Origin of the sequence: Natronincola ferrireducens (assembly GCF_900100845.1) — a bacterium.
GTDB lineage: Bacteria > Bacillota > Clostridia > Peptostreptococcales > Natronincolaceae > Natronincola_B > Natronincola_B ferrireducens.
In genome coordinates this window covers 106,582-119,792 of record NZ_FNFP01000002.1, presented here as the reverse complement: position 1 = coordinate 119,792, position 13,211 = coordinate 106,582, and the positions used below count along the sequence as shown (strand labels likewise).

Here is a 13,211-nt window from a genome sequence, read left to right as displayed (position 1 = left end):
TATATAGATAAATACTATGTATCCATATTTTATAACACTATAAATATATGATTTCTCCTCAAAATTATGACAGCTCAGTCCATTTACTACTTTATATTTTTCTATATGGAAATTTATGCTACTTTTTTAAGTTTATCATAAAAAAAGAACCCCTTTAGGGATTCTTTTTAATAAATTATATGAGTATTACCAATCAATATTAGTAGTATCAACGATTTCTTCCATTTCATGTTTACGACTTCTTGTCATAAGATTAGCAACAGCATCTCGTGGATTTCTACCTTCATATAAGACCTTGTATATTTCTTCTGTTATGGGCATGTCTATACCGTATTTAATAGCCAATTCATAAGCTACATTGGTGGTGGTAATACCCTCCACCACCATACCTATTTCTTGTAAAGTTTGTTCCATATTTTTGCCCTTTCCAATCAAAATACCAGCTCGACGATTTCTGCTATGCATACTGGTACAGGTAACGATTAAATCTCCAATACCTGAAAGTCCAGCAAAGGTGGAGATATTAGCTCCCATAGCATTGCCTAATCGTGCAATTTCACGAATTCCCCTTGTCATAAGGGCTGCTCTAGCATTATCACCAAAACCCAGTCCATCAGCTATTCCAGCACCAAAAGCAATAACATTTTTAAGTGCTCCTCCTAGTTCCACTCCTGCTACATCAGGGTTTGTATATACCCTAAATTGGGCAGTCATAAATACCTCCTGTACAAGTTCTGCAGTGCTTTTCTTTTCAGAAGCCACTACAACTGTTGTAGGCATATTTCTAGCTGCTTCTTCAGCATGGGAGGGACCTGAAAGAACCGCATAGGGTTGATTGGGTAACTCCTCTTGGATAACCTGAGATATTCTTAATTGACTCTTTTGTTCTATTCCTTTAGCTGCATTAACTATAATTTGATGGGGCTTTATAAAGGGTTTAATGCTTTGAATAACCTCCCTGACTTTTTGTGTAGGTACAGTTAATAAAATAATATCGGTATTTTCAATGGCTTTTATATAATCTGTAAAAAGGTTTATAGTAGAAGGTATCTTGATCTGGGGCAAATACTTGGTATTTTCTCCTGTTGCACTAATATTGGTATATTGTTGCTTATTTCTCATCCATAGGTTTACTGAGTGGTTATTACTGTTAAGAACTAGACTTAAAGCCGTCCCCCAACTCCCAGCACCTAAAACAGCTATTGAATAACAGTTCATATCTAACTCCCCTTTATTTTACCTTTAGTTTTTCGGTGATTTTTCTTTCAGTGCCATTCCGTAGGCGTTGAATATTTTCTCTATGTCTATATATTGCTAAAGCACATAAAATCAAACCAAACAAAAAATAGTTACGGCCTTCAAATGCTAAAATGATAGGTAGTAGGGTAATAGCAATAATAGCTGCTAATGAAACATATTTAAATAAAATAAGAATAATAATTCCAATGACAATACATATTAACGCGGCTGATGTATGAATAGCTAATCCTACCCCTATTGTTGTTGCGATTCCCTTGCCACCTTTAAAACCTAATAATATGGGCCAGTTATGACCTAATACTACTGCAACACCAGCAACCAACGCTAGATTTTCTGTTCCTAACCGTCTGGCTATATAAACAGCTAATACACCTTTTAAGCAATCAATAATTAAGGTAATCACCGCTGCTTTATAGCCTAAAGTTCGCATAACATTGGTTGTACCAGCATTACCACTACCATAATTTCTAATATCGATATTTGCTGTTAGTTTACCTATAATATAGGATGCTGAAAAATTTCCTAGTAGATACGCCACCAGTATAACGAGAAGTTGCACCTATTTGTCACCTCCTGCTTTTTCCTTATGAATAAATCTTATAGGTGTTCCTTCAAATCCAAAATTTTCACGGATTCTATTTTCAATATATCTTTGATAAGAAAAGTGCATCAATTCCTTGTCATTAATAAATAACACAAAGGTAGGAGGTTTAACAGATGCTTGAGTACCATAAAATATTTTAAGTCGTTTGCCCTTATCAGACGGCGGTTGATTTAATAATACAGCTTCTCCTATTACCTCATTTAATGTTCCTGTAGGAATCCTCATGGCATTTTGATTTGCTACAAATTTAATTTTATCTAATATTTTCATTAATCTCTGCCCTGTTACAGCTGACACAAATAGAATAGGTGCATATTCACAAAAAGATAGTTCTTGACGAATATCCTTTGTAAATTGATTCATGGTATTGGTTTCCTTTTCAATTAAATCCCACTTATTAATAACAATTATTAGACCTTTACCATTTTCATGACTAAAACCAGCAATTCTTTTATCCTGTTCTGTAATCCCTTCTTTAGCATCAATTACTAATAGACACACATCAGCCCTTTCAACAGCTGCCAGTGATCTTATGACACTGTATCGTTCTACATACTCTTTTATCTTACTTTTCCTTCTTATACCTGCTGTATCAATAAAAACATATTGATCTTCTCCATCAGTAAAGGGAGTATCGATAGCATCTCTGGTGGTTCCAGCAATATCACTAACAATAACCCTATTCTCTCCTAATATTTTATTGATAATAGATGATTTTCCAACGTTAGGTTTCCCTATGATGGCTACTTTCATAACCTCTTCGTCATAATCCTCTCCTGCTCCATCGGGAAAGTTTTTTGCAATTTCGTCTAGTAAATCCCCGATACCTAAGCCCAATGCGGAGGATACTTCAATAGGATCTCCCAAACCTATTTCATAAAAATCATAATAGTGGGGAGATTGCTCCTTTGTATCTACTTTATTTAAAACCAATATGACAGGTTTTTTTGACTTTCTAAGCATATCAGCAATTTCTCTGTCGGAAGCAGTAAGCCCTTGTTTCCCATCCGCCATAAAAACAATGACATTAGCAGTTTCAATAGCTAACTCTGCTTGCCTTCTCATTTGAGCTGGTATAATTTCCTCCGATTCGGGCTCAATTCCACCCGTATCAATTAAGGTAAACTTATAATTTAACCATTCTACTTCAGTATAAATTCTATCTCTTGTAACTCCTGGTTCATCCTCTACGATTGCTATCCTCTTTCCAGCAATTTTATTAAAAAGTGTTGATTTTCCAACATTTGGTCTTCCCACCACTGCTACAATAGGCTTTGCCATACCCTTCACCTCTTACTTTTCTATAATTTTTTATTTAAAATTCTATCAATCAAGTCACTACCCTTTACTTGACATATGTGTATTTTAGTATTTAATTGTTTTTCTATATCTTCTACAGTCATATCATCTAAAAATACTTCTTCCCCTGACTTCAGCATAGACTCTGGAATATATATATTTTCCCCTAAATCTTTTCCCTTTAAAGTTTTTAATATATCTGTAGCTGTTATTAATCCTGTTACTGACACCTGTCCACCAAAGTATTCATTTTTAATTGGTATTACCTGTATCATAAGGTTATTCACTTTGTCCATTAGGTCATCGCACATCTGTTGTATCTCTTTATATACTAATGTTCCAGTTAATATCGTTACTTTTCGGGGTCCTTCAAATCTAAGATTTTCTAATCCATCTAAGTGGCTATAAAATTCTTCCTTGAACTTCACTACCATTCCTACACCATTTTCCAACTGAGGGAAGCCATCATAATCCTGATAGGCTGGAAAAGCCCTGTCTGCCAATAGATAAAACTCATCGGATAAATAGACGAATTTCCTTTTTAATGTTTTATAAAATAACTTCTGCCATTTTTCTACTTGCTCAATAGTATTCTTTGATGTTTCCTCGTTAAATGGCTCTAGATGATAAAGTTTTTCTCTATATCTTGTTAATCCCACCGGTACCACTGCAACACTATTAACAGCATCACTCAAATTCCCTAAGTCCTTTATGGTTTTATCTAATTCCTTTCCATCATTGATACAATGGCATAATACAATTTGACAGTTCATCTCAATATTATTTTTAGCTAATTTTTTCAATGTATCTAGGATGTTTCCTGCCTTTGGATTGTTTAACATTTTTTTCCTTAATTCACCATTGGTAGTATGGACAGATATATTAATAGGACTAATTCTGTATTGTATAATTTTATCAATGTCTTCATCCTTCATATTGGTTAAAGTAATATAATTGCCATGTAAAAAGGATAACCTCGAATCATCGTCCTTAAAATATAAGCTTTTTCTCATATTCTTAGGTAATTGATCAATAAAGCAAAACATACATTTGTTTTTACAGCTTCTAGCTTGATCAATAATAGGATTTTCAAACTCCATTCCTAAATCCTCATCATAATCCTTATCAATTTCAATTATCCACTGCTCACCATCAGGCTTTTCGATCTCTACTTCTAAGTATTCATCCCCTAAATAAAACTTATATTCAATGATATCCTCTATTGGTTCTCCATTAATAGTTAATAAAATATCCCCTACCTCTATTCCTACCTCTTCAGCTATGCTATCAGGATAAACCTTACTAATGATATTTTTTTCCGTTGATTCCTTCAAAACAACACCTACTTTTATTATTTTAGTACCTGATGCTAATATTATATCATAAAAAACTTTTTTTACCATCAAATAATATTATCATTTTGTTTCAAAGATGGTCAAGAACCTTTTGCTAAATCTTTCCCTTTACCTCCTTCACTAATTTTGTGAAATAGTTGTAATTTTTCAGAATACCATGGACAGTTAAAGGTCTTCCTATATTTATTAAATTTAAACGTCTAGACATAAAGCCCCCAAGTCTAGTAGAATTATTGAGCAAAGAAGTAACGTTGATAATTAGAAGATTTTTTTTAGATGAGGGCATTATTTCATTATAAAACTCATAAGTCATTTTAGTGTAATAATCTCGGTTGTGTCCTAGCCCCATTATATAGATAACATTGTTTTTCTCGTCTACTCCCATATGAAGAGGAATTCCTATTTCTTCATTTTGGGCTTTATCATAAAAGGGAACTCCTAATATTTCCCTTTGTGATGGTAGTCTATCTATAGGTAAGTATCCCATGTGGATAGCTGCTGTCACAATAGAAGAATGGGCACCTCCAAAGCAACTATATATTATATTCATACAAATATTATCAGTCCTTTTATCAAAATTAATCAAAATTAATAATTTTTATCTCCTCTTGATAAATATTTCCTACCCCCTTAATAACATTATTAAAAATAGTAATATTTCTTCCACCATTAGCTATATAGACTTCATTTAATTCCTCATCTAAACCTGCATAATAGAGTTTTACTTCTTTATTCATATCCTTCAGTTTATTAATAGGTTTAGGTATTAAACTAGGGTTTAACCTTAAATGAAGATATGCAGCTCTATAGGCTGCATAAACATCCTTTTTATAAGTATAAATTATTTTCATATGCATCACCTAATGTTTTACAATGATATATGTTCCTCCCTCTAGATCATGGACCATACCTCTTGTAGTTTTTGCTATTAATAGAGATAACCTCTCTAGCTGTTCTTCATCACTAGCATAAAATATAGGTGCACCAGAACTATTTACCATTTCTTTATTCATTGTAACAATTGCTATAATAAACTCTTTAATACCAATTTCCATAAATATAGCCTCCCGTTGTTCAGTAGCTTTTAAAAAATTTATTTGTAATTCACTTTTTTACCTACATATGAATCCAGCGGCTTTCGTTTTGATGACTCTAGTACAGGGGTTCTGTTTACAGCTTCAATTAAGCACTCTATATTAGGTTCCATAGCTACGATAGCCATTACGATATTGCCGTTGTTAGGGTTCCGTCTTGCTATAGGGGTAAAATCAGGTTCATCCATATCTTTTCGTATTCCTAGTTGAATAGCAGCATTATGTTGTATAGCTTGTCTCTGGCCGGCATTCGATAAAACTGCTGTTGCATTTTTATCCCTTGGAATAATTTCAACCGCTATACCACTTTTTAAAAAGATTTCTCTAGACTCCTTTAACCCTATATTCATTACACCTACACCAGCTATTGTTAGAATAGGTCCTTCAAAGGTTATCTTTGCTTCCTTTACATCTGCAATATCCTCAACAAGTCGTGTTTGAAGCATTCTATTTAGTAATATAATCACAATAGCGCCAACAATAACTCCCAGTATAACCCTCATTAAAATGGAAAATTCTAATAAATTTCCTAAATACATGGCTGTTCCTGTTGCTGTTGCTGTTATAATCGCCATATAGTTCCTTGCTTCAAAGGTTTTAGCAATATCTTCTATGTATGCAGTTCCCTTTGGAACAAGTTCTGTAGGTTCAATATTATCCAAACTTTCTCTTTCCATACTTCTTACATCTCTAAAATGCTGAGCTGCTATAGCTAGAAACGTAATTGCAACGTACTCTTTTTCAGTAATTGCCGGAATAACCACTGCACCTAGTCCTGCTGCTATTACCCCTAAAGTAAAATGAGATAAATAGGCCTGAGGGTAGGTGGGGTACTGCCTATAATCTATTTTCATCATATAGGTTCTAGCTATAACACCCATAATTATTGATATGGCAATTGTAATAAAATGTTTATCCAATTCAAAGCACCCACCTATTTTCTTTTTCTTCTCCCTAGGAAGTTAGCAAATTCTTGTTTAAAATTAGATAGTTTTGACTTCCATTCTTTCCCCCCACTACTTAAGAATAAAAATGCAAATCCACCTATGGCCACAACAGCGATAAGGCCTATTGTTCCGATTCCTCCACCTCGATTACTTGCTTGGGCTCCTGGCGTCTCTCGAGGAGCAGCACCTTTCTCAGTAGCCTCTGTATCTTCAACAACCCCCCCAAATAAAGCAGTTGTCACTACCTCTGCTAAATACCCAGCTGATCTCTCAGGAAGTTGCCTAGGTTGCTGGTAGGTCCCCATCTCAACTAACATAGCCCTAGGGGTTAGATCTTGGTTATAGTCACCCTTTGCATAGAATATATCCTTGATAAGGCCAGGTCTCATCTCATCAGCTACTGCTTTAACCTGTACTGCTAATTCTTCATTTGCTGCAAAGTTTTGATTCCGCCTTCCTACAACTAATCTCACTAAAGAAGCTTCTTCACCTTCTATTTCTGTAGCATACTGTTCTACAGGAACAGCATCTCTATGGACATCAATAAGGGCGCCGACACCATGATCCCTCATTAATTGGGTTGCTGTTCTTCTTGAACGCTTATAAGCTCCTGCATCATGGGGTATGTGATTTGTATTATCAAAAATTGCCTCTACACCATTGGCTTCAAAGCTATTCTTTAATTGTTCTGCTACTTTTTTGATTCCTCCACCTTCTTCAATACTCTCTGAGCCATCTGTGGGTACATAAGCTTCTGCACTATGGGTGGTATATAAGCCTACTCTTCTTTCTATATTTCCTTCCTCTTCTCCATTCTCTTGGGCTAAAAGAAAAGTATCTAATCCTCCTTCTTGTAAGGCAAGTTGAATTTCCTGTAATGCCTGCTGATTGATTTTGGGTAGTTGGACATCCTCCATAAATTCTGCATAGGCCAAATGATTTCTTCCATTTACTCTAACTACACGATACATCTTATTATCACTACTTAAATATTGATCACCTCTTGAAACCTCTCTGGCAGTTGTAAATAACAATTGATTGTTTTCTACATTGTACACTCTATAATAATTACCATATTCACTGTACCAATCATCAGCATAGATTGTTGGTGTAGCTAGTAAAACTGCTAACAGTATAAGTAATAAAGTAGTTTTATTTTTCATCCTTATCACCTCTCTCATCTTTTGTGTTTTTGTCATGGGAATTTTTTTCGTCTTTGCCTAATGTGCTAACAAAATGACCCTTTTCAAAATGCAAGTCCTTTTTAGCTGTTCCTCCCTGTAACCGTTCTCTAGCTTCACCTACGATCTCAGCTAATAAGACCGCCACTACACCTGCTATTACAGTAGTATCTACACCACCTGCTCCCCCAAACCTAGTAGGAGCTGGTATATTATTAATACTATTTAATACCATTTGTATTACATCACTGATAACAACACCCATTACTCCAGCAATAAAGGCTCCTCTTCTAGAACGGCCTAAAACATAAGCTATAATGGCAGCTAATATAGCATATACATAATTAGGATCTATATTTTGAGCCTCAGGTTCTGCTGGCAAAATATACCTTTGAGTTCCATAGATAGCAGCCCCTGCCACTACTGCTGCTATAACAGCTCTCCATCTTTCTTTCCCTGTATCAGCCTTAATGAATAGGTATATGGCCAATGCTACGGGAATTACGAATCCTCCTATGTTAATCGATACATTTTGTGTGATATTGATATTAGGAATAAATATGGTTGAAACAACAATTGCAATAATAATAGCTATGGCTGCTTTATCACTCAACCTTAATCGATCCAATACCCTTTCTGCTACACCTGCAAAAATCAATATCGACACTATAATTAATAGAATCAGTCCTATTGACATAAATTTTCCTCCTTATTTTAAAGTTAGTATTATCCTGACTTGTTTTTATATTTCCCTTCACTTTATGAAACTATTCAAAAACCTAATCTATCTAAAGCTTTAGAATAAGTTTACTAAGTATCCAAGTTAAGGATAATTTTCAAAATTAAAAAAGAGATATTCAATTAAGAATATCTCAACCTTCAATTGGTATAATCACGGTAAACTCAGTGCCTTTTCCTTGCTCACTATTTACTCTTATTTTACCCTTTAAAGATAGTACAATATGTTTTACGATGGCCAGCCCTAAACCAGTTCCTCCAACCTTTCTGCTCCTTGCTTTATCTACACGATAAAATCGCTCAAATAGTCTCGGTATATCCTTTTTAGGAATACCTATTCCTGTATCCTTCACAGATATTATGATATTATTGTATTTTTTATAGGCTGTCAATTGAACCTTTCCCCCACTAAGGGTATATTTAATAGCATTATCGATCAAGTTAATGAACATTTGTTTAAACCAATCTCTGTTACCATAAATCATTGGCAGATTTGTATCTATTGTAAAGGTTAACTGTATTTCCTTATTACTGGCAATTGGTTCCATCATTTCTTCTACTTCTTTTAATACCTCACTAGAAAGTATTTGTTGATTTAACATTTTGTGCTGAGAACTTTCTATCTCTGAAAGGGTTAAAATATCATCTATTAATCTCGCCAGTCTTTGGGTTTCTATATCAATAATATCTAAAAATCGGTTTTTGGTGTCTTCATCCTCTATGGCTCCTGATTTTAGGGTTTCTACAAAACCACTTATAGACGTTAATGGTGTTTTTAACTCATGAGAAACATTAGCTACAAAATCAGAACGGATTTTTTCTAACTTCCTTATTTCTGTTACATCCTCCATTAAAGCAACGAGACCAATCATTTTAGTAGGGTCATTTTCTAACTTAATTAGATTTGTGTAGACTTTTAATATTTTATCGATGGGATCTTTCATGTTAATTTCTATTTGAGTTTCTATATTGTTATTAAAGACCCTCTCAATTTCTTCATCCAGTTGATTATTTCTAACAACCTCTAAAATATGCTTTCCTATAGCATCCTTCGCCTTTATATTAAATAACTTTTCAGCAGCAGCATTTAGTAATAAAATATTTTTCTTGTTATCTATAGCAACAATAGGATTAATAATACTAGTTAGTAGTCCTTTAAACTTTGTGTTGCTATCCGATAGCTTTTCTATTGTTTCCTCTAATCTATCAGCCATATGATTAAAATGATTTGCCAATTCTCCTATTTCATCCTTAGAAGTAACATGGGTTCGAACTCCTAACCGTCCTAAAGCCATTTTTTTGGATGCCTCTGTTATTTCTTTAATAGGATCCATGATTTTATCAATAAATCGATAACCTATTAAAGTAGAAATTATAAGACCGCAAGCTATAGACATAGCTATATAATAGAACAGTGTTTGATTAATTTTTTTAATTTCTAATAAATTTACAGCTAACCTTACAACGATTATCTCTTTTTCCAATTGTACTGGCAATGCTACATAAAGCATATCTAAATCTACAGTGCTACTATAACGTATAGTTTTACCAATTTCTCCATCATAAGCCCGTTGAATTTCTGGCCTATCTCTATGATTCTCAATATATCCTTCATGTTTAAAGGTTTCAACCAAAACCATACCTTTACTATCAACAATAGTTATTCTAGCATCTATTTGATCTCCTAAATCCTCCATCTTCTGTTGGAATTGTTGGGAAAGCAACTGAAGATCATTTGCTATTATAAACTCTTCAATTAATCTACCATTTGAAATTAATTTTTGTTCCAATTGCTGAATATAGCTGGAACGTATAAGGCTTAAAGATAAAAAACCTGTTAGTAATATTCCTACTAATAAAATTACGAAAAAAATAACAAATATTTTTTTTTGCATTTCCTCACCTACTTCATTTTATAGCCTACACCTCTTATGGTTTCTATGTATTTTCCGGTTTCATCATCGCCTATTTTTCTTCTTAAATGTCTTATGTGAACATCTACAGTTCTCGTTTCGCCAAAATAATCATATCCCCATACTTCATCTAGTAACACATTTCTAGACATAACCCTTCCTTTGTTTTTCATTAAAATCTTTAGTAATTCAAATTCCTTCAAGGTAAGTACCACCAGTTGTCCATTTACTGTTACTTCGTGTTTTTCTAGGTCAATAACAATATCTTTCAACTTTAAAGTTTTTATATTATCCTTTATTGTATCCTCTGCTCTACGCAAAACAGCCTTTGCTCTAGCCACTAATTCCCTGACACTAAAGGGCTTTGTAACATAATCATCTGCACCCAACTCAAGACCTAAAATCCTATCGGTTTCTTCTCCCTTAGCTGTAACCATAATAATTGGCAGCTTCTTAAAATTATCTATCTGCCTAATTCCTTTGCAAACTTCCAATCCATCTATTCCAGGAAGCATTAAATCTAAGATCACTAAATCAACAACATTATTTTGAAGCAACTCCAGTGCTTGTTCTCCATTGTCACTGGTCAACACTTCAAAGCCATTTTTCTCTAAATTAAACTTAATTAACTCTAGGATATGTTCTTCATCATCAACCACCAATATAGTCCTTCTACTCATGCATCTCCCTCCTAATTTATCCTTCCGTGTATTGCTAAGACGCCGGCTTCTGCAAGCGGCAGATCAAGCACTACATCCTCGAAGTAAATTTGGCTACAATTCAGAGGGGTAAAAACTCCCTCTGAATTAAGTCTCATTTTATATTAACTGAATAATAGAAGCCATCCTGCCGGTAAGTCCCTTATCCCTGCGATGGGAGTAAAATAAATCCTCCCCACAAGCAGTACACATATTACTCACTATTATATTTCTATGTAATACCCCTATTTCCTCCAATTGGAGTCTATTGGCCTCCCACAGGTTTAACAAGTATTTCTCCCCAGTAGTTGCAATAGCAAAGTTACAGGGTTGTGTAAAATTTGTGTTAAACTTTTTAATTACATCCTCCGATACTTCATAGCAGCACTGACCGATGGAGGGTCCTATGCCCACCAAAATATCTTGAGGATTAGAACCAAACTCTTTTATCATCTTAGCAACGGTTTTTTGTCCTATCTTCATCATCGTACCCTTCCAGCCAGCATGGGAAGCAGCCACTACCTTCATCACAGGGTCTAAAAATAGCAAGGGTACACAATCAGCATGAAAGGTCATAAGTGCTAAACCTCGTTGATTGGTAATAAGTCCATCTATCCCTTCATAATCTCTTTTATAATGAATACCCTTCCCCCTATCCTCCTGTGTTACAATTTTTATGCTGTCACCATGTACTTGATCTGCCAAAACTAGGTTGCAAAAACTTGTGTTTATTGTTTTGCAAAAAAAATTTATATTTTTTATAACATCTTCTTTGTTATCTTTAGTCTTTAATCCTAAGTTTAATGTAGTATACGCCCCTTTACTTACTCCACCTAACCTTGTGCTAAAGCCATGTTTAACTATATTTGTTTTTTCAAATTCTTCCATGATTACAACTTTTGTACCTTTTTCTTCAATAATTTTAAAGCCCAGTATTCTCACTCCCTCAATTGAATTTATAAAATTTATCCTTAGGTCTATTGCTAAGACTGCCGTTGCTTATAAATAAATAGACTAAGTACCTAACACGAAGGTTAAAAAACAAACTTTTAGCTGTCTACTTATGAATTAAGTCCCGTTTTATCTAATAGTTATTCCCTATAGTTATTGATTTGTTGTAAAAGATAAAGGATTTTTTTCTAAAGAAAAAAGGAAGTTAAATTTAACCTCCTCTTTTTACTAAAACTCCCGGGTTTTTTCTTTTAATAGTTTTCTCAATTCCCCCATGAAGGTATTAATATCCTTAAATTCCCTATATACAGATGCAAATCGAACATAGGCAACTTCATCTAACTTTTTAAGCTGGTCCATAACTAATTCCCCAATAAACTCTGTCTTTATTTCCTTCTCCATAGAATTATAAAGATATTTTTCAATCTCATCTACAATTTTTTCTATATCCTGTAGAGCTACTGGTCTTTTCTCACAAGACTTAATAATACCATTTAATAACTTATTACGATTAAAAGCCTCTCTGTTTCTACTTTTCTTAATAACAATCAAAGGTAGTTCTTCAACCTTTTCATAGGTAGTAAATCTACGACCACAGTCAATACACTCTCTTCTTCTACGAATCGATTGACCTTCGTCAGTCGGCCTTGAATCCACTACTTTTGATTCATGATGACCACAAAAGGGACAATTCATCCTTTGTTCACCCCCATATTATCATTCCATGGTTTTATTATATTTTATTATAATCGATGGGTGATAATATGTCTAATTAATTTTGTTTTTATTTTTACAATATAGCTATTTTTACTTTTTATTATTTTTTTCAAAGCCATTATATTTAGATGTATTATCGTTATCTATATCATTCTCTTTCATATAAGACCCTATATGGGGCTCTATGTTCCCTTTTACTTCTACTAAAATAACATCTATGCCGATCTTCTTAATCTCAGCCCAAGTAATCTCATTTTCCAGTTCTTTACCAAACAATCCAAAAACTTTTTCATTATCTGGTACAATAATAGCATTTATTTTTCCTTTTTCTAAATTTACATCTATATCAGTAATTAACCCTATCCTTCTTCCATCAGTTATATTAATAACTTCCTTTTCCGTTAAATCAGATGCTCTAATCATATTCTCCCCTCCAAATTTTATAATCTTAAGT

At 33.8% G+C, this 13,211-nt stretch carries 15 protein-coding genes; all 15 read right to left on the bottom strand.

Annotated features, from left to right (window positions below; translation table 11 throughout):
• Nucleotides 1-186: 186 nt before the first annotated feature.
• Nucleotides 187-1,218, bottom strand: a complete 1,032-nt coding sequence (locus BLS22_RS06015) for an NAD(P)H-dependent glycerol-3-phosphate dehydrogenase (RefSeq protein WP_090552035.1) — start codon at nt 1,216-1,218, stop codon at nt 187-189.
• A 13-nt stretch (nt 1,219-1,231) separates the two neighbouring features.
• The gene (gene plsY / locus BLS22_RS06010; protein WP_090552030.1) at nt 1,232-1,819 is read right to left on the bottom strand and encodes a glycerol-3-phosphate 1-O-acyltransferase PlsY; all 588 of its coding nucleotides are present in this window, start codon (nt 1,817-1,819) and stop codon (nt 1,232-1,234) included.
• Entirely contained in the window at nt 1,820-3,145 is a 1,326-nt protein-coding gene (gene der, locus BLS22_RS06005; RefSeq protein WP_090552027.1) for a ribosome biogenesis GTPase Der, read from the bottom strand. It lies immediately after the preceding gene.
• Between the two features lie 20 nt (nt 3,146-3,165).
• Nucleotides 3,166-4,497 carry a DUF512 domain-containing protein gene (locus tag BLS22_RS06000; RefSeq protein ID WP_244269480.1) on the bottom strand — a complete coding sequence of 444 codons (1,332 nt, stop codon included), beginning with the start codon at nt 4,495-4,497 and terminating at the stop codon, nt 3,166-3,168.
• A gap of 115 nt (nt 4,498-4,612) precedes the next feature.
• Complete coding sequence (locus tag BLS22_RS05995) at nt 4,613-5,068, bottom strand: DUF3189 family protein (RefSeq protein WP_143011258.1); 456 nt, start codon at nt 5,066-5,068, stop codon at nt 4,613-4,615.
• 28 nt (nt 5,069-5,096) lie between these two features.
• A complete protein-coding gene (locus tag BLS22_RS05990) occupies nt 5,097-5,369 on the bottom strand; it encodes a DUF3189 family protein (RefSeq protein WP_176762077.1) in 273 nt (90 codons plus the stop codon).
• 9 nt (nt 5,370-5,378) lie between these two features.
• Entirely contained in the window at nt 5,379-5,573 is a 195-nt protein-coding gene (locus BLS22_RS05985; RefSeq protein ID WP_090552013.1) for a capping complex subunit for YIEGIA, read from the bottom strand.
• Between the two features lie 38 nt (nt 5,574-5,611).
• Nucleotides 5,612-6,532, bottom strand: a complete 921-nt coding sequence (locus BLS22_RS05980; RefSeq protein ID WP_090552010.1) for a YIEGIA family protein — start codon at nt 6,530-6,532, stop codon at nt 5,612-5,614.
• A 14-nt stretch (nt 6,533-6,546) separates the two neighbouring features.
• Nucleotides 6,547-7,722, bottom strand: coding sequence for a stage II sporulation protein P (gene spoIIP / locus BLS22_RS05975; protein WP_090552006.1), 1,176 nt, complete (start codon nt 7,720-7,722; stop codon nt 6,547-6,549).
• Complete coding sequence (locus BLS22_RS05970) at nt 7,712-8,437, bottom strand: DUF1614 domain-containing protein (RefSeq protein ID WP_090552003.1); 726 nt, start codon at nt 8,435-8,437, stop codon at nt 7,712-7,714. Before BLS22_RS05970 ends, spoIIP begins: the two co-directional genes overlap by 11 nt.
• A gap of 175 nt (nt 8,438-8,612) precedes the next feature.
• Nucleotides 8,613-10,373: a two-component system histidine kinase PnpS gene (pnpS, locus tag BLS22_RS05965; protein ID WP_090552000.1), complete on the bottom strand. Its 1,761-nt coding sequence runs from the start codon at nt 10,371-10,373 to the stop codon at nt 8,613-8,615.
• A gap of 8 nt (nt 10,374-10,381) precedes the next feature.
• Nucleotides 10,382-11,071, bottom strand: a complete 690-nt coding sequence (locus tag BLS22_RS05960; protein WP_090551998.1) for a response regulator — start codon at nt 11,069-11,071, stop codon at nt 10,382-10,384.
• Nucleotides 11,072-11,209: 138 nt separating this feature from the next.
• Nucleotides 11,210-12,031: a peptidoglycan editing factor PgeF gene (gene pgeF, locus BLS22_RS05955; RefSeq protein WP_244269479.1), complete on the bottom strand. Its 822-nt coding sequence runs from the start codon at nt 12,029-12,031 to the stop codon at nt 11,210-11,212.
• A 237-nt stretch (nt 12,032-12,268) separates the two neighbouring features.
• A complete protein-coding gene (nrdR, locus tag BLS22_RS05950) occupies nt 12,269-12,736 on the bottom strand; it encodes a transcriptional regulator NrdR (protein ID WP_090551995.1) in 468 nt (155 codons plus the stop codon).
• Nucleotides 12,737-12,847: 111 nt separating this feature from the next.
• Nucleotides 12,848-13,180: a YlmC/YmxH family sporulation protein gene (locus BLS22_RS05945; protein WP_090551992.1), complete on the bottom strand. Its 333-nt coding sequence runs from the start codon at nt 13,178-13,180 to the stop codon at nt 12,848-12,850.
• Between the last annotated feature and the right edge of the window lie 31 nt (nt 13,181-13,211).

Bases quoted from the DNA above. Each gene is read 5' to 3' on its own strand.
- der (WP_090552027.1), bottom strand. From the start codon at position 3,145: ATGGCAAAGCCTATTGTAGCAGTGGTGGGAAGACCAAATGTTGGAAAA.
- BLS22_RS05970 (WP_090552003.1), bottom strand. From the start codon at position 8,437: ATGTCAATAGGACTGATTCTATTAATTATAGTGTCGATATTGATTTTT.
- BLS22_RS05960 (WP_090551998.1), bottom strand. From the start codon at position 11,071: ATGAGTAGAAGGACTATATTGGTGGTTGATGATGAAGAACATATCCTA.
- pnpS (WP_090552000.1), bottom strand. From the start codon at position 10,373: ATGCAAAAAAAAATATTTGTTATTTTTTTCGTAATTTTATTAGTAGGA.
- BLS22_RS05990 (WP_176762077.1), bottom strand. From the start codon at position 5,369: ATGAAAATAATTTATACTTATAAAAAGGATGTTTATGCAGCCTATAGA.
- spoIIP (WP_090552006.1), bottom strand. From the start codon at position 7,722: ATGAAAAATAAAACTACTTTATTACTTATACTGTTAGCAGTTTTACTA.
- nrdR (WP_090551995.1), bottom strand. From the start codon at position 12,736: ATGAATTGTCCCTTTTGTGGTCATCATGAATCAAAAGTAGTGGATTCA.
- BLS22_RS05945 (WP_090551992.1), bottom strand. From the start codon at position 13,180: ATGATTAGAGCATCTGATTTAACGGAAAAGGAAGTTATTAATATAACT.
- BLS22_RS05985 (WP_090552013.1), bottom strand. From the start codon at position 5,573: ATGGAAATTGGTATTAAAGAGTTTATTATAGCAATTGTTACAATGAAT.
- BLS22_RS06015 (WP_090552035.1), bottom strand. From the start codon at position 1,218: ATGAACTGTTATTCAATAGCTGTTTTAGGTGCTGGGAGTTGGGGGACG.
- BLS22_RS05995 (WP_143011258.1), bottom strand. From the start codon at position 5,068: ATGAATATAATATATAGTTGCTTTGGAGGTGCCCATTCTTCTATTGTG.